General features: G+C 68.7%; 11 protein-coding genes. 7 read left to right on the top strand and 4 right to left on the bottom strand.

Going from position 1 to position 15952, the window contains the following annotated elements:
* Positions 1-362 precede the first annotated feature (362 nt).
* Complete coding sequence (locus ACH34T_RS35775; protein ID WP_396025405.1) at positions 363-2762, bottom strand: VIT domain-containing protein; 2400 nt, start codon at positions 2760-2762, stop codon at positions 363-365.
* Positions 2759-3652: a MerR family transcriptional regulator gene (locus ACH34T_RS35770; RefSeq protein ID WP_396025404.1), complete on the bottom strand. Its 894-nt coding sequence runs from the start codon at positions 3650-3652 to the stop codon at positions 2759-2761. Before ACH34T_RS35770 ends, ACH34T_RS35775 begins: the two co-directional genes overlap by 4 nt.
* 232 nt (positions 3653-3884) lie before the next feature.
* On the opposite strand from ACH34T_RS35770, the gene ACH34T_RS35765 reads away from it, so the two are divergent.
* Positions 3885-4640 (top strand): nuclease-related domain-containing protein, encoded by a 756-nt coding sequence (locus ACH34T_RS35765; protein WP_396025403.1) that lies wholly within the window; start codon positions 3885-3887, stop codon positions 4638-4640.
* A gap of 260 nt (positions 4641-4900) precedes the next feature.
* On the opposite strand, the gene ACH34T_RS35760 is transcribed toward ACH34T_RS35765, so the two are convergent.
* The gene (locus tag ACH34T_RS35760) at positions 4901-5446 is read right to left on the bottom strand and encodes a hypothetical protein (protein ID WP_396025402.1); all 546 of its coding nucleotides are present in this window, start codon (positions 5444-5446) and stop codon (positions 4901-4903) included.
* A gap of 1356 nt (positions 5447-6802) precedes the next feature.
* Here ACH34T_RS35760 and ACH34T_RS35755 point away from each other — a divergent pair.
* Positions 6803-8101, top strand: coding sequence for an NlpC/P60 family protein (locus ACH34T_RS35755; RefSeq protein WP_396025401.1), 1299 nt, complete (start codon positions 6803-6805; stop codon positions 8099-8101).
* Positions 8102-8290: 189 nt separating this feature from the next.
* On the opposite strand, the gene ACH34T_RS35750 is transcribed toward ACH34T_RS35755, so the two are convergent.
* On the bottom strand, positions 8291-8782 hold the full coding sequence (locus ACH34T_RS35750) for an inorganic diphosphatase (protein WP_396025400.1): 492 nt from the start codon (positions 8780-8782) through the stop codon (positions 8291-8293).
* 163 nt (positions 8783-8945) lie between these two features.
* Between ACH34T_RS35750 and dacB the strand changes: the two genes are divergently transcribed.
* The 5 genes from dacB to ftsH all read left to right on the top strand — a co-directional run bounded on the left by dacB (position 8946) and on the right by ftsH (position 15842).
* Complete coding sequence (gene dacB, locus ACH34T_RS35745; protein ID WP_396025399.1) at positions 8946-10319, top strand: D-alanyl-D-alanine carboxypeptidase/D-alanyl-D-alanine-endopeptidase; 1374 nt, start codon at positions 8946-8948, stop codon at positions 10317-10319.
* 270 nt (positions 10320-10589) lie between these two features.
* Positions 10590-11699, top strand: coding sequence for a zinc-dependent metalloprotease (locus ACH34T_RS35740; RefSeq protein WP_396025457.1), 1110 nt, complete (start codon positions 10590-10592; stop codon positions 11697-11699).
* 112 nt (positions 11700-11811) lie between these two features.
* Positions 11812-12837 carry a tRNA lysidine(34) synthetase TilS gene (gene tilS, locus ACH34T_RS35735; RefSeq protein WP_396025398.1) on the top strand — a complete coding sequence of 342 codons (1026 nt, stop codon included), beginning with the start codon at positions 11812-11814 and terminating at the stop codon, positions 12835-12837.
* 117 nt (positions 12838-12954) lie between these two features.
* Entirely contained in the window at positions 12955-13515 is a 561-nt protein-coding gene (gene hpt, locus ACH34T_RS35730) for a hypoxanthine phosphoribosyltransferase (protein WP_396025397.1), read from the top strand.
* A 323-nt stretch (positions 13516-13838) separates the two neighbouring features.
* Complete coding sequence (gene ftsH, locus ACH34T_RS35725) at positions 13839-15842, top strand: ATP-dependent zinc metalloprotease FtsH (RefSeq protein WP_396025396.1); 2004 nt, start codon at positions 13839-13841, stop codon at positions 15840-15842.
* The last annotated feature ends 110 nt before the right edge of the window (positions 15843-15952 follow it).

Raw genomic sequence — 15952 nt, 5'->3', positions numbered from 1 at the left:
CGTCCCCGCCCTCTTTTCTGCGTCCACGTCCCTCCGAGACATTGCGCCGACTCGTCACTCACCTCCGTCCTGGTCGTGTCGAACCTCCGTCCTGGTCGTGTCGAACCTCCGTCCTGGTCGTGTCGAACTTCCGCCCTGGTCGTGTCGAACCTCCGCCCTGGTCGTGTCGAACTTCCGCCCTGGTCGTGTCGGACTTCCGACCTGGTCGTGTCGGGCTTCCGTCCGGGACAGCCGCCCCGCCCGAGCCGGCCGACCCACCGGACCACCGGTGGCTAGATGCGGCGCTTGCATGGGTTGGTGATCCTGGGGCGATGGCGAGGAAGACCCTCTCCGGCGGGAGCAGAGGGGGCCGAGTGCCCGGTTCACCTGTTGCGCTTCCAGAAGGGGCGGCGGGGTGCGGGATCTCCGGCGAAGTCGCCGAGGACCTGGAGTGCGCGGGTCCATAGCTCGTCGACGCTGGACTGGTCCGATGCGGCGTGCAGGCGGCGGAGGTCGTCGAGAAGCGCGGTGAGGGATGCGGTGTCGAGGTGTTGTGCCTCCATTCGCTGGACGATCGATTCCAGGACGGGAAGGAGCTCGCTCCGCAGGTGTTGAACGCGCTGATCACGCGTTTCGGGGACCTCGCGGAGACGGTCGAGCACGTCGCTCAGTTCCTGCTGAAACTCCGTGGCGGCGGGTGCGCTGCGGGCGCGGCGTGGTGACATCGCGACTGCGCCGGGCGCGCCAGAGGAACGGCTGGAGCCCCGCGTAGGCGGCCCAGACGGCGGCGGCGTACCGCCATACGCGAACGGTGGCGCGACCTCAGGAGCAGGGAGTATCGCGGCGTCGGCCGCCGCCGCGAGTGGAGCTTCCGGAGTGGCGACCGAGAAGGCGGCGTGCATCGTTCTCGGCAGGGCGGTGGGCGCCGCCCAGCCCCGGGGCATCTCCACCGGCTGGACGACCTGATGCGGAGCGTCGCCGTCGGTGACCACTCGGCTGTCCACGGCCACGAACGCGGTGAAACGGCACAGGACGCCGAAGCGGAGCGACGTGTCGACGATGCGCTGTTCCAGGTCGTCAAGGCCGCGGGCCGTGTAGCGGTCTTCGAGTTCGCGCAGGTGCGCGCGGGCCCAGATGGACGTGGCGGCCGGGTTCTTGGTGACGGTGCCCGTGGCGCGCTGCTCCCACGCCGTCCCGCCGGACGCGGTGCCGCGCACGGACAGCGAGCCCGACGGGCTGCCGCGGAACCGCCCTGCGATCACCAGTGGCACATCAGGGAACAGCGCGCCGAGCCGGGCCGGTGTGACGGAATCGGGGATGAGTTCCAGGCCGTCGGGATGGAGTGAGAGCCCGGTCGCCAGCGGCGCGGCGATCCGGTGATGGATGTGCTCCATCACCTCGTCCAGGCGGTCTTCTGACTCGACCAGCTCGCAACGCCCTTGGCCGATGGCGGCGAGACGGTTCAGGAATCCTGCGTTGACCGCCTGATCGATGCCGACGGTGTGGACGCGGACGCCCGACAGACGGGGTTCGAGGTGGGCGAGGAGTTGGTCTTCGTTGCCGACCTGGCCGTCGGTGATGAGGACGAGCACCCGGTCACGCACGGAGTCGCCCAGCAGGCGGCAGCCCTCGTCGAGCGGGGCCAGCATCTCGGTGCCGCCCCGCGGTGTCAGGGCGGACAGGTGCTCGACCGCGCGGAACCGGTTGCGGTCGGTGCCGTCCACCAGCCCGGTACCGAGGTCGCGGGGACGATCGACGACGCTGTCGAAGGACAGGACGGCGAACCGGTCCTCGGTGCGGAGCGTATCGACGATGCGGGCGGCGGCGCGGCGCGCGGCGACCATCTTCCAACCCTGCATGCTGCCGGAACGGTCGAGGACGAGCACGACGTCGCGAGGGCTTGGCCGGGTCTGCCCGGAGGGCAGCACGGTGAAGCTGAACGTCCCTTCCTCGCCGGACTCGTCCGGGACCAGTGTGAGGGCCGCGCTCTCGTGCGCGGCAAAGTCGAGTCGGAGGATGAAGTCGCGATCGAGGCGTTCGCCGGGCCGTAGCCGGACGGTCGTGCGTTCGCCGTCACCCTCTTCGGCCACCACATGCAGCGCGGAGCGGATCTGGGTCAACGGCAGCCCGGCGGGGTCGATGTCGACGGTGACGGCCAGCCGGACCGGGTTGGGGAAGCCGGGGAGCAGCACGGGCGGGCTGATCCGGGACGCGTCCGGGACGGCGTCGGTGTCGTCGGCAACTCCGGCCCCGGCGCGCTCACCGTCCAGCGGCGCTCCCGGGATGTAGCGGGGTGCGACAACCAGGGGGAAGCGGAACGTCGCGCTGGACGCCGAATCGTGCGGCAGCGGCTGGTCGAGCGTCAGCCTGATCGTCACGCGCTCGCCCGGCAGGATGTTGCCGACCCGCATGGTGAAGACGTCCGGTCGGTCTTCCTCCGCGATGGCGGCGCGCTGACCCGCGGCGATCGCGGTGTCGTAGTCCTGCCGGGCCTGGCCGCGTTCTTTCAGCGTCCCCTCGATGACCCGGTCGGCGGCCTCCATCCGCAGGGCGGTGACGGCGCCGCGGTCGGGCAGGGGGAAGACGTAGGTGGCCTCCAGCGGCGTGTCGTGGGGGTTGCGGAAACCTTGGACGACCTCGATCCCGGCGGCGAGCCCGGTGATCGAGGCGTGCACGTCGACGGAGTCGAGCGGCAGGTTGCCCCTGTCGGTGGTGAGCGCGCCCAGCCCGTGGTCGGGCTTCGGCGGCGCGGTCTCGGGCAACGGCAGTATGCGCACGGTCACTGGGACCTCCGAGAAGGATCGGCGGATGGAAACGCGGGGCTTTCCGCGGGGACGAGAAGACCGCGTCGGTGCAGTGTTTCGAGCAATGGGCGGGCGGCGTTCTCGATGGCGGCGAGGTCATCACCGCTCAGGGTGGGAACGTCCAGGAGCAGGGTGAGGCCGGACGCAAGCCGGACACCCTGGACGATCGGTGGAAGTGGTCGGTGGTGGCCGTCGGCCACGGTCGCCCGGCTGTACGACACGTCGGGACGCGTGCTCCAGAAGGTTCCGCGGGAGGTTTCGCCTTCCTGTTCAGTCGTTCCCGCCAGGTCTGCTGGGGTTCCTGATGCGGCGGTGTGGTTCATCGGCCCAGCCGCAGGGTTCGCAGGCGCTCCCGATTCGCTCGCTGCCGAGTCTGTGGAGCCCGTCGAGGCGGAGGTGAGGCGAGTCGGTCGACTCATGGGGTCGGCGAGGCCCGCCGATTCACCTTCCGTTGCCACGGAGTCCGTCGGAGCGGGGGCGAAGGGTGTTGAGCCACCGGCGGAGCCTGCGGGATCGGCGGGGCGACCGGCCATAGAGGCGTCTGCTTGGCCGCCGCCGTCGGCTTCCAGGGCCGCCTGGGTGACGGAGTCGGCCCGCCTGACAGCGGGGTGCGCAGTGTGGCCGGAGGCGGGAGCCGGCCGGGTCGGGAGTGAGGCGATTCGTTCGAGGGTCGCGTCGGTGGCGGCGGCGAGTTCGATTTGGATCTCGGCGATCGAGCGGCCGGCGGCCTGGCGGCGTTTCACCGCGACCAACTGCAGGAGATGGCGGGGCCCGTACAGGGCGGTGCGGCCGCGCCGGCCGAGCGGCGGGTCGATCAGGCCGATCGTGGTGTACCAGCGGATCAGCCGCTCGTTGGGCAGATCGCGCACCCGGCCGCTGACCTGCGCGGATCCGTCCGCGGCGAGGGCCGCCGCGGCGTGGTCCGCCAGCTCGGTGATCGTCCAGGTGCTGTCCATGGCTCGATGATGACACTGTCACGATAACAGTGTCAAGTTCATCTCAAGATCGAGCCGAGGAAAGTCCTTGCTGGAACCGCCGGGCTGCCGCACGCTTGGTGCCTCCAGGTGCGGCTTCGGGGGCAGAGGAGAAGGGGCTTTTGCGGTGCGCAGCAGCGGTGTCGCCGTGTCCAGCGCCGGGGCCTCGGCCCTGTACCGTTACCGCGCGCTGGCCGCGGAGCATCGCTGGGAGCGTCGCGCGGTGCGGGCTGTGCTGGCCTGTGGAGCGGGCGTCGTCGCGGTCGGTGTCACCGTCTGGTGGGCGGGGATCCTGGTCGCAGTTCTCTTCTTCGTCGCGCATGCGGTGTATGTGCGGTACCGGCCGGCGCCTGTGAGCAACTGGCGCAGAGGTGCCTTGGCCGAACGGCGAACCGGGCGGCGGTTGTCGCGCCTGGATCCGGCCGGCTTCCACGTTCTGCATGACCGGGCCTTCTCGGATGATCCTGCGCCGGCGACGAACCTCGATCACCTGGTGGTCGGCTTGTCCGGGATCTATGCGATCGCCAGCAGAAGGCTCCGCTGGGGCGCTCAACTGCACGCCGAACAGAACCGCCTGTTGGCGGGTGCCCGGCCCGTGACGGGCGTGAGCGCTGCGGCCGCCCGTGCTGCCGAGACCGTGGCCGAGCTGCTGTCCGAAGAGTTGGACCAGGACGTACAGGTCACGCCGATGGTCGTCGTACACGGGGCGCGGGTCGCACGGGACGGTGTGCGGCATGGGAGAGTCCTGTTCCATGCCGCCAGGAGCATCCCGCGCGCAATTGTGGGCGAGCCGGTCATCTACACCAGTGCACAAGTCGCCGCCTTGGCCGCGGCCGCTGAACGACGGTTGCCGTCGATGATGGAAACGCTTCTTTCGGAGTGAGCGTCGGTATTAACAATCCCTTCGCTCTAGGTAATGCGTTGATCGCCCATCGATATTCTTGGCTGGTAGCAGTCTGATCATCTTGCCGCGACGGATCGGGCAAAACCCCATGAACTCCACATCTTTGACACACGGGAAAAGTGTCGGCGAAGCGTAAGAATGGTGTTCGGTATTTGGGATTGATCTCTTAAATTGGCCGGTAAGAAGCGCTCGAAGCCTTTACCTTCGGTGGCATGAACGACCATCTCCTGGTCGAGGCGCTACGTGAGCGCGACGCCGACGCCCCCGCCGCGGTGTACGACGCCCATGCCGACCGCCTCTACGCCTACTGCTGGTTTCAGCTGCGTTGCAGAGACGCCGCGCAGGTAGCGCTGCGCGACACGTTCATCGTGGCTGAGGCGCACATCGGCAAACTGCGCGACCCCGACAGGTTCGGCCCATGGCTCTACGCCATCGCCAGGCTGGAATGCGCGCGCCGCCTGCCGCCCAGGGACCAACTGCCGGATGTGCCGGTGGCCAGCCACGACCAGGAGGACGTCGACCATCGCATCATGGCCTGGCAGGCGGTTCTGGCGCTGCGCCCCATCTCGCGGGAGATTCTGGAGCTCAGAGTCAGGCACCAACTGTCCGTTCCCGACCTCGCCGCGGTGTTCGACGTTCCGTTGAAGGACGCCCAGTCGGCCCTTGAGCACGCGCACAGCGAACTGGAAGAGGCGCTGACAGCCGAGATACTCGCGCATCAGGGGCCGTACGGTTGCGCCGGACGCGCCCGGCTGCTGCGAGAACCGCGCGGCGAGTTCAACCACGAACTGAACGGTCGGCTGACGAAGCACGCGGAGGACTGCTCCGTCTGCGGAGCGTTCCGTCCACGCACGGTGTCGGCCGCCAAGGTATTCGGGCTCCTGCCGGACGCCGACCTGGCAGGGGAACTGCGCCTTCGCGTCATGAGCTGCTTTCTGGACCCGGAACTCGTCGGCTACAGGCTCTTCGTCTCCACCCGGGTCACCGAGTTCACCGCGGACGGATTCCCGGTCCAGGCTGGACAGCCGACACGGCCGCTCAGGGCGTCCTGTCCTCGCGGGCTTCTGTGGCTTCGTCAATTCCGCAGGACCGGTTTCTGGTCGAAGGAGAACCTCGTCAGGGATGGCGGCCCCAGGCCGATCCGCCATGGCGCCCAGGCCGTTCGCGTCGTCGGGGTGCTCACGGCGATGGCCCTCCTAGCCGGAGGCGGGGTCGCGTCCATCTACGGGCTCTTCGCCACAGAGCGACGTGACACGGACACTGTGGCCGGTCCGCGCCCGCGCGCGTTTCCCGGGGTTTCGCAGGAAGCGGAGCTAGGCCGATCGCCCGCGGACCATCCGGATGCTGCTGCCCACATGGACGTCGCTCCGGTATCCGCCACGTTCCCGTTGGGTTCGCGGGCTTCGTCCGCACCGCCGACCGCTCGGCCGACACCGTCACGACCGTCCGGTCCCGCGGACGGACCGTCGGGTTCTCCGGCGAAGGGCGCGCTAGCGGTCTCTCCGCTCTTCGTGGATCTGGCCGGTGGTTCGGACGGTTCCGTAGACCTGCGGGCAGAAGGCGGACCAGTGTCCTGGCAGGCGAAGAGCCGTGCACCCCTGCGAGTCGAACCAACGTCCGGACTCCTGAAGGCTGGCCAGAGCGTGACCGTACGCGTGCACGTTTCGCGCCAGCCAAGCTCTCATGGGGACGGCGCCATCGCCTTCTCCCCGGGCAGGAGGCAGGTGCACGTCACCTGGCGACCTGACGCCCCGGACCCGGATCCGACACCGTCGCCGACGCCGACGGGTTCCGGCTCTGGAAACCCGTCCGCTCCGCCGAGCACCAAACGGCCGACCAGTCCGTCGCCCTCCCGCCCCAAGCCTCCGTCCTCCAAGCCTCCGTCGTCTGACCCGCCCACCTCCAGGCCCCCGTCGCCCTCAGAGTCGCCGCCGTCCGGATCGCCACCGTCTGGTGATGGCCCGGATCCGTCACCGTCCACGGGGTCGTCCTCGCCGACCCGGGCTACCGCTCCCGGTACCCGTACGACGTCCAGCCCCTGATCGGCGGCGTGCCAGAAGTACTTGCTATTGCCCGACTCAACTACTCTTCGTAGGTGATCGTTTGCGCTAAGCAGTATTGGTCGGGGGGAGGACGTGCTCATGGCACCTGGCGTAGCAAAGGCCCGTCGCGCGACCCAGTCCTCTTTCCGCGTTGCGGCGCTTCCATTGGTCGCGTTCTCCACGAGCCTGACGCTCGGCATGAGCGTGCAGGCGCCGACCGCGTTCGCCGGCTCCACCGCCGTCGCCGACCCTGGCCCCAGCGCTCGCGACGTTGAGCAGAGCCAACACCAGGTCAAGGAAAGGGCCGCCGAGGTCGGACGGACGAAGGCCACGCTCGCCCAGGCGAACGGCGAACTGGACCGGCTCGCTGTCGCCGCGGAGGTCGCGATAGAGCACTACAACGGCGAACGGCTCAAACTGCAACGCTCGCAGCAGGCCTACAGGGACACCCAACTGCGGCTGGCCGAGGCTGGCCGCAGGCTAGAGGAGACGCGAGCCGAACTGGCATCATTCGCCGCGCAGGCCTACCGGAACAGCACCGGCTACAACCAAATGTCGTCGGCGCTTGTCGGCAATGGTGGCCCGCAGGGCTTCATGGACCGCGCCGCGATGGTCGAGATGCTCGCCAAACGCCGGACCGCCATGGTCGAACGAGTGAGAGCGTCCAGGAACGTCGCCGACGTGTTCCGCCGCCAGGCGCAGACGGCGTTCGCCGAGCAGAGCACTGCGACGCGCCGCGCCGACGAGGCCAAGCGGGTCGCGCAGGACGCCGTCGCCAAGCAGCAAGCGTCCGTGCATCGCATCGAGGCGGAGAAACGCCGCCTTGAGCGGCGGCTTGGCAGCGCTCAGGCTCGAGCTGCCCGCGTCAAGCGCGCGCGGGAACGGGCATGGGAGAAGGTCGAGGCCCGGAAAGCCCGCTCCGAATTTGCTGGCTCAGGACGCCCTGTCGCAGGACCGTCGACGATGGCGGCGCGTGGTGTGGTCGCGGCGCGAGCGGCGCTCAAGTGGCTCGGCACCCCGTACTCGTGGGGCGGCGGCACCGTGGCCGGTCCGAGCTACGGTGTGGCGCAGGGCGCGGGGACGGTCGGCTTCGACTGCTCCGGCTTGACCATGTACGCGTGGGACAAGGCCGGTGTACGGCTCGACCACTGGACCGGTACGCAGTGGACGTCCGGCCCCCACATCCCCATCGACGAGTTGCGCCTCGGTGACCTCGTCTTCTTCGCGACGGATACGTCCGATCCCGGAACCATCCACCACGTGGGCATCTACATCGGCAAGGGCCGGATGGTAGAGGCCCCCTACACGGGCGCACGGGTACGCGTAGCCAGTATCCACCGTGGTGACCTCATCGGCGCGACTCGTCCCGCCTCTGACGGGGACCTCGTGCTGGACTGACGGAGCCTGTATGCGCTGGAAGACGAGAACCCTTCCGCAGGGGATCTGTGCGGAAGGGCTCTACGCAGTCGTATCGCATCGGCGCGGGAGCGGATTCGGCGCTGTTGACGACGTTCGACGTTCAGCTAGGACGCAGCCGGGTCGGTTCAGGAAGGCGGTAGGCAGCCTGTCGGCCGGCCAAGTCGACGTTCAGTGGTCGCCCTGGTCCGCCGCACGCTTGAGGGACCGCTCGATCTCCTGTTCGGCCTCGACGCGCCCGACCCAGCTGGCGCCCTCGACGGACTTGCCGGGCTCCAGGTCCTTGTAGACCTCGAAGAAGTGCTGGATCTCCAGGCGGTCGAACTCGGCGACGTGGTGGATGTCGCGCAGGTGCTCCATGCGGGGGTCGGTCGCGGGCACGCAGAGGACCTTGTCGTCACCACCGGCCTCGTCGGTCATCCGGAACATGCCCACCGCGCGGCAGCGGATGAGGCAGCCGGGGAAGGTCGGCTCCTGCAGCAGGACCAGCGCGTCCAGGGGGTCGCCGTCCTCGCCGAGGGTGTGCTCGACGAACCCGTAGTCGGCCGGGTACTGCGTCGAGGTGAACAGCATGCGGTCGAGCCGGATGCGCCCGGTCTCGTGGTCCACCTCGTACTTGTTCCGCTGGCCCTTCGGGATCTCAATGGTGACGTCGAAATCCAAGATGTCCTCCGCTCCCCGCGCTCTCGCAGTGAATAGTCTTTCGGAAGCCCGTGGGCGAGGCCGGTCCCCACAGGTGAGTGTTTCCCTTATATAAGGATGTCGCACGTTGGTGAGTGCTGAGTGGGAGAGGGGCGTTCACGTGCCTGGACGGGCCCGTGCCCTCGTGGTTCTGTCGCTGTCCCTCCTTAACGTTTTCGCCATCGCCGCTGGGGCGGCAGTGGTGAAACTCACACCCGACCAGCGTCTGACTCCGCAGCCGCCCAGCGTGGCCGTCCGCGACCTAGTGCGGGCACCCGCGTCGGCGGCGATCCCCGTAGCCGATCTCGGGTCCGGCCGGCCTCCGAACCCGTCCACCCTGGCGGGACGGCTCTCGGCGTTGATCGGCGGCCCGCGCGCGAAGGTCAGCGCTGTGGTCATCGACGTGGAGACCGGTCGGCCGCTGTTCGATTGGCACGCCGACCGGCCGGCGACGCCGGCCTCGACCACGAAAGTGGTGACGTCGGTGGCCGCGCTGGCCTCGGTTGGGCCTGCGCACAGGATCACCACGCAGGTCGTGCGGGGTGCCGGTGGCGGGATCGTACTGGTCGGCGGCGGGGACCCGACACTGACGGCTCTTCCCACACGTCCTGACGCGAGTCACCCGCCTTATGCGTCGCTCCAGGACCTGGCCAGGCAGACGGCTACCGCGCTCAAGGCGTCCGGGGTGGGACGAGTACGCGTCGACTACGACACGTCCGCGTACAAGGGGCCTCCCATAGCAGCGGGGTGGAAGCCCAACTATCTGCCCGATGGGGAGGTCGCGCCTGTCAGCGCCTTGGCGGTCGATGAGGGACGCGTGGCTCCGTCTGACCCGTCCAAGAAGGCGCGGGTTTCCGATCCGGCGGGCGCTGCCGCGAAGCAGTTCGCACGGTTGCTGTCCAAGCATGGGGTCAGCGCGAAGGCGGGGCGCAGGATCGTCGCGCAGGAGGGGGCGGTGCGGCTCGGCGCCGTCCAATCACCCCCGATGTCCGCGCTGGTGGAGCACTTGCTGACCGAGAGTGACAACGACGTGGCTGAGGCGGTGGCCAGGCAGGTCGCCATGAAGCTGGGCCGTCCGGCGACATTCGCGGACGCTGCGCATACCGTCCAGCAGGTCCTGGCCAGGCTGGGCGTTGCAGGCGGGGTCTCGATCAACGACGGCAGTGGTTTGTCCACGCGCAATCGCATCTCGCCTATCGCTCTGGCACGCATCGTCTCTGTCGCCGCCGGTGAGGAGCGCCCGGAACTGCGTTCGGTGGTCACCGGCATGCCGATCGCAGGGTTTTCCGGGACGCTGAGCCCGCCGCGCTACGCGGTCGCGGCCAGCCGTGCGGGCGCGGGCATGGTCCGCGCCAAGACGGGCACCCTGGCGGGCGTCAGCACGCTCGCGGGGCTTGCGTACGACGCCGACGGACGGTTGCTGGCGTTCGCCTTCATGGCGGGAGACGGCAAGGGGCCGGTCGATCCGGGCAAGCTGGACCAACTGGCGGCGGCGATCGCGGCCTGCGGCTGCGGCTAATCCGGCATTTCCGGGCGCTCTCGCCCATCTGTCCCGGCCTTGGTTATCCACAGAATCCCGTTCTGCTGCGGTGTGCGGGCGGGGGCGGCGAGGGTGGATGGACGGTCCGCCCCCGGGTGGGCGGGGACTGTTTTGCGGGCTACTGGGGGTTTGGGGTGGGGTGTGGGCTGGTCCGTACGGGAGATAACCAGAACGGTTGTTCGTTGAACGACTGTGCAGGGCGCTCCGGCGCCGCGTCCGAAACGTACGGTGGAGTACATGAGCGCCTCAATGATCGACTGGAACGTGGCGGTCCAGGCCGGGACCCGGCTCGTCAGGCCAGGACCGCAGGTCAGCCACGCCGAGGCCCGCGAGGTCGTGGCGGAGCTGCGCGAGCTGTCGAAGATCGCCCACGGCCATGTCAGGGACTTCACCGGCATGGCCTCCGAGCTCGATCCCGACCCCGCGACGATCGTGGACAGGCCCGGCTGGATCCGGGCGAACGTCGACGGTTTCCGCGTGGTGCTCGAACCGCTCATGGAGCAGATGTCCGAGCGACGCGGGCCGGGCGCCCTGGGCGGCGCGGGCAACGTCGTCGTCCAGGCCGTGGGCTCGCGGGTCACCGGCATGCAGGTCGGCGCGATCCTCGCCTACATGGCCAGTCGCGTTCTCGGCCAGTACGAGCTGTTCCTGCCGCCCGACCCGTCCGGGCGTGCGCCGACCGGACGCCTCACCCTGGTCGCGCCCAACATCGTGCACGTCGAGCAGGAACTCGGTGTTGAGTCGCATGACTTCCGCCTCTGGGTGTGCCTGCACGAAGAGACGCATCGTGCCCAGTTCACCGGTGTTTCCTGGCTGCGCGAGTACGTGCAGGAGCAGATGACCCAGTTCCTGCTCGCGTCCGACCTCGACCCGGGCGTGATGCTGGACCGCATCCGGGACGCGGCCGAAGCCGTCGCCGACGCCGTGCGCGGCGGCGACGCCAACCTCATCGACGCGATCCAGAGCCCCGAGCAGCGCGCGATCCTCGACCGTCTCACCGCGGTGATGACGCTGGTCGAAGGGCACGGCGACTACGTGATGGACGCCGTCGGCCCCGAGGTCGTGCCCTCGGTGAAGCAGATCCGGTCACGCTTCCAGGGACGGCGAGACGGCGGCTCCAGGCTCGACAAGACGATCCGCCGCCTCCTCGGCATCGACCTGAAGATGAAGCAGTACGCGGAGGGATCGCGGTTCGTCCGACGGGTCGTCACCGAGGTCGGCATGAGCGGGTTCAACCAGGTGTGGCAGTCTCCGGAGACCCTGCCCACGCACGACGAGATCAAGGAGCCGACCCTGTGGATGGACCGGGTCATCGGCCCGCGTGCCCTCGACGCGCCGCCTAAGGCCAACGAGGCCTGAGCGTACGAAACCGGGTCGAGTACACCTGGGCCCTGGTGCCGGGCCAGCCCGGGATCTGCACCGAGCGTGGCCGGGCCGGACGCGGGACGCCGCGTAGTGGTAGGGGTTTCTCATGGGGCCTGATCCGGCAGTTGCTGCGGTACGTCTCGCGGTGAGGCGCGTCTTGGCCGACCTTCCACAGGGCGCTCTTGTGCTAGCCGCGTGCAGCGGCGGAGCCGACTCCCTGGCACTCGCCGGTGCGCTGGCCTTCGAAGCGCCAAGAGCGGGGCATCTGGCGGCCGGTGTCACGATCGACCACAACCTCCAGGACGGTTCCGGCGGACGCGCCGATGGCGTCGTCCGAACCATGGCCGACCTTGGCCTGGACCCGTCCGGATCGATCGCGGTCACCGTCGACGGGCCCGGCGGGCCGGAGAAGGCAGCCCGCGACGCCCGCTACAGAGCTCTCGACGCCGCCGCCGGCCGGCTGGGCGCTGCGGCCGTCCTCCTTGGGCACACGCAGGACGACCAGGCCGAAACCGTCCTGCTGGGCTTGGCGCGTGGCTCTGGAGCCCGATCGCTGTCCGGCATGCCAACCGTGTTCCACCACCCAGCCGCCACGGGCGATAGCGAGGGAGTGCGGAGCGTCCGCTACCTGAGGCCCCTCCTTGACCTCGACCGCGGGACAACGCGCAGGGCATGCGAGGCGATGGGCCTCGAACCCTGGGACGACCCCCACAACGTCGATCCCGCCTACGCGCGCGTGCGCGTACGTCATCAAGCTCTACCGGCTCTGGAGAAGGCCCTCGGCCCCGGTGTGACGGAGGCACTGGCGCGGACGGCGAAGATGCTGCGCGATGACGCGGACGCCCTCGACGAACTCGCCGCCCAGGCCTACGCCGAGCTAGAGGCCCCTGAAGACGGCTACACCGTGGCCGTCCGTCTGGAAGGACTCGGAGACCTGCACAGGGCCGTCCGTACCCGTGTAATGCGGATGGCGGCGATAAAGGCGGGAAGCCCACCGGGTACGCTCGCGGCCGTCCATGTTGATGCAGTCGATCGGCTGGTCACGGCCTGGCACGGCCAGCGGCACGTGGATCTGCCCGGGGGGCTTCGAGCCGTCCGGCGGTATGGGAAGCTGCTGTTCGGCCCGGTTTGACCTCGCGGCGTGTGCGAATCGTCACGCGACCGGCCGTACGGCGCGCCCGCAGCGAGAACGGCACGCGGTGATGTCCGTCCCACAGGACGGGCGGGGCTGAACGATGAGGGTGGGGTTGTGGACGAGAAGGACCTGGGCACGGATCTGGCGAAGGTGCTCATCCCTGAGGCCGACCTGCAGGGCAAGGTGCAGGAGCTCGCCGGGCAGATCGACGCCGACTACGCGGGAAGGGATCTGCTCCTCGTCGGGGTACTCAAGGGCGCCGTCATGATCATGGCGGATCTGGCTCGGGCGCTGCATTCGCCCGCCTCGATGGACTGGATGGCTGTGTCGTCGTACGGCTCGGGGACGAAGTCGTCGGGCGTCGTGCGCATCCTCAAGGACCTCGACACGGACATCCTCGACCGGCACGTCTTGATCGTGGAGGACATCGTCGATTCGGGCCTGACCCTGTCGTGGCTGGTGAGCAACCTGCGCTCGCGCGGCCCGGCGTCGCTGGAGATCTGTGCCCTGCTACGCAAGCCGGAGGCGGTCAGAACCGACGTCGAGGTCCGCTACGTGGGGTTCGACATCCCGAACGAGTTCGTCATCGGCTACGGGCTCGACTACTCGGAGAAGTACCGGAACCTGCCGTTCGTGGGCACGCTCGCCCCGCACGTGTACGGCGGCGGGTCCTAGCACGTCCCAGGGGTTCTGGGGCGTGCTCAGGGAACAAGGGACCGTGACGAATCGTTGCAAAGGTCGTTGACGGGTATATGGAAGGGATGCGGGAGAACAGCGTCGGCTGCGTCTGCTGCATCCCGCGGTGTACCGTCGGTGTCCCGGACCCTCGGTCGGGGAGGCACACGAGGGAAGCCGCCATGGCGGATCCGGAGCCCCCGGGCGTCGGGCCGTTCGTGGGGCGCATTGTTGGTCGCCCCGGCGTCCGTCCCGCGGGACGGACGAGGATCGTACACAGATGTTGGTCAGGAGGGACGGGCCCCGGAGGGGTAACCGGATAAATGGACGTGAAGCGCTACTTTCGCGGGCCGCTGCTGTGGATCCTGCTGTTCGGCCTCTTGGTCGCCCTCGTCATGTGGGGCGTCAACCCCGGCCGTTCCTACGAGAAGGTCGACACCTCCAAGGTCGTTCAGGAGATCAACGCTGGTCAGGTCAAGTCTGCAAAGATCATTGACAAGGACCAGCGGATCGAGCTGACGCTCAACAACGGCAAGCAGCAACAGGCCTCCTGGGTCGACGGCCAGGGTCTCCGTCTGCAGGAGCAGCTGCAGAAGCAGGCCGATGCGGGCAAGATGTCCGGCGGCTACAACGTCGACGTGCCGAAGCAGAGCTTCTTCCTGAACCTACTGTTCAGCCTGCTGCCCATCGTCGTCATTGTGCTGATCTTCCTGTTCATCATGAACCAGATGCAGGGCGGCGGCTCGCGGGTGATGAACTTCGGCAAGTCCAAGGCCAAGCTCATCACCAAGGACACCCCGAAGACCACCTTCGCCGACGTGGCCGGGGCCGACGAGGCCCTGGAAGAACTGGAAGAAATCAAGGACTTCCTGCAGAACCCTGCGAAATTCCAGTCCATCGGCGCCAAAATCCCGAAGGGCGTGCTGCTGTACGGCCCGCCCGGTACCGGTAAGACGCTGCTCGCGCGCGCCGTGGCCGGTGAGGCGGGGGTCCCGTTCTACTCGATCTCCGGTTCGGACTTCGTCGAGATGTTCGTCGGCGTCGGCGCGTCCCGTGTCCGCGACCTGTTCGAGCAGGCAAAGACCAACGCGCCCTCGATCATCTTCATCGACGAGATCGACGCCGTCGGACGGCACCGTGGCGCGGGCCTGGGCGGCGGTCACGACGAGCGCGAGCAGACCCTGAACCAGCTCCTGGTCGAGATGGACGGGTTCGACGTCAAGGGCGGTGTGATCCTGATCGCCGCGACGAACCGTCCCGACATCCTCGACCCGGCGCTGCTGCGCCCCGGCCGGTTCGACCGCCAGGTCACCGTGGACCGTCCGGACCTGGAGGGCCGCAAGGGCATCCTGCGCGTGCACGGGCGCGGCAAACCGTTCGCCCCGGACGTCGAGCTGGACATCATCGCGCGCCGCACCCCGGGCTTCACCGGCGCCGACCTGGCCAACGTGATCAACGAGGCGGCGCTGCTCACCGCGCGCTTCGATCGCAAGCTGATCGACATGGACACCCTTGAGGAGTCCATCGACCGCGTCATGGCCGGGCCGGAGCGCAAGACCCGCGTGATGTCGGAGAAGGAAAAGAAGATCATCGCCTACCACGAGGGCGGGCACGCTCTGGTGGCGCACGCGCTGCCGAACTCCGACCCCGTGCACAAGGTGACGATCCTTCCGCGTGGACGGGCCCTGGGCTACACCATGACCCTCCCGATGGAGGACAAGTTCCTCACGACGCGCTCGGAGATGAACGACCAGCTCGCCATGCTGCTGGGTGGGCGCACCGCGGAGGAACTGGTCTTCCACGAGCCGACGACCGGTGCCGCCAACGACATCGAGAAGGCGAGCTCGATCGCCCGCAACATGGTGACCGAGTACGGAATGAGCGAGCGTCTGGGCGCGCGTAAGTTCGGTACCGGCCAGGGTGAGGTGTTCCTGGGCCGCGACATGGGTCACGAGCGTGACTACTCCGAGGACATCGCGTCCGCCATCGACGATGAGGTTCGCCGGTACATCGAGGCCGCGCACGACACGGCGTGGGAGATCCTCGTGGAGTACCGGGACGTCCTGGACGAGCTCGTCGTCAACCTGATGGAGAAGGAGACGCTCTCCAAGGAGATGGTGCTGCGGATCTTCGAGCCGATCCAGAAGCGGCCGCACCAGAACTCCTACACCGGTTACGGCAAGCGTCTTCCGTCCGACCGTCCGCCGATCATGACGCCCAAGGAGCTGGCTCTGCTCGGCCCGCAGGACGTCACCGACCTGACCAAGAACAACGGCCAGGGCGGCGTCACCTCGGAGGCCGCCGACCCGGCCCAGGGCGAAAGCTGACCGCGTTGGCTGATTCGCAGGACGAAGGGCCGGCGCACGACAGGCCGGGGGACGGGACACCGTCTCCCGGCGGTTCGTCCGCCGGTGCCAGGCGAGACCGGTTGTCGGCG

Source organism: Actinomadura sp. 9N215 (assembly GCF_044326345.1).
Lineage (GTDB): Bacteria > Actinomycetota > Actinomycetes > Streptosporangiales > Streptosporangiaceae > Spirillospora.
The sequence above is the reverse complement of the archived record's forward strand: the minus strand, read 5'-3'. Positions and strand labels throughout refer to the sequence as shown.

Coding starts and splice junctions, on each gene's coding strand:
- ACH34T_RS35755 (WP_396025401.1), top strand. CDS start 6,803: ATGGCACCTGGCGTAGCAAAGGCCCGTCGCGCGACCCAGTCCTCTTTC.
- ACH34T_RS35740 (WP_396025457.1), top strand. CDS start 10,590: ATGATCGACTGGAACGTGGCGGTCCAGGCCGGGACCCGGCTCGTCAGG.
- tilS (WP_396025398.1), top strand. CDS start 11,812: ATGGGGCCTGATCCGGCAGTTGCTGCGGTACGTCTCGCGGTGAGGCGC.
- ftsH (WP_396025396.1), top strand. CDS start 13,839: ATGGACGTGAAGCGCTACTTTCGCGGGCCGCTGCTGTGGATCCTGCTG.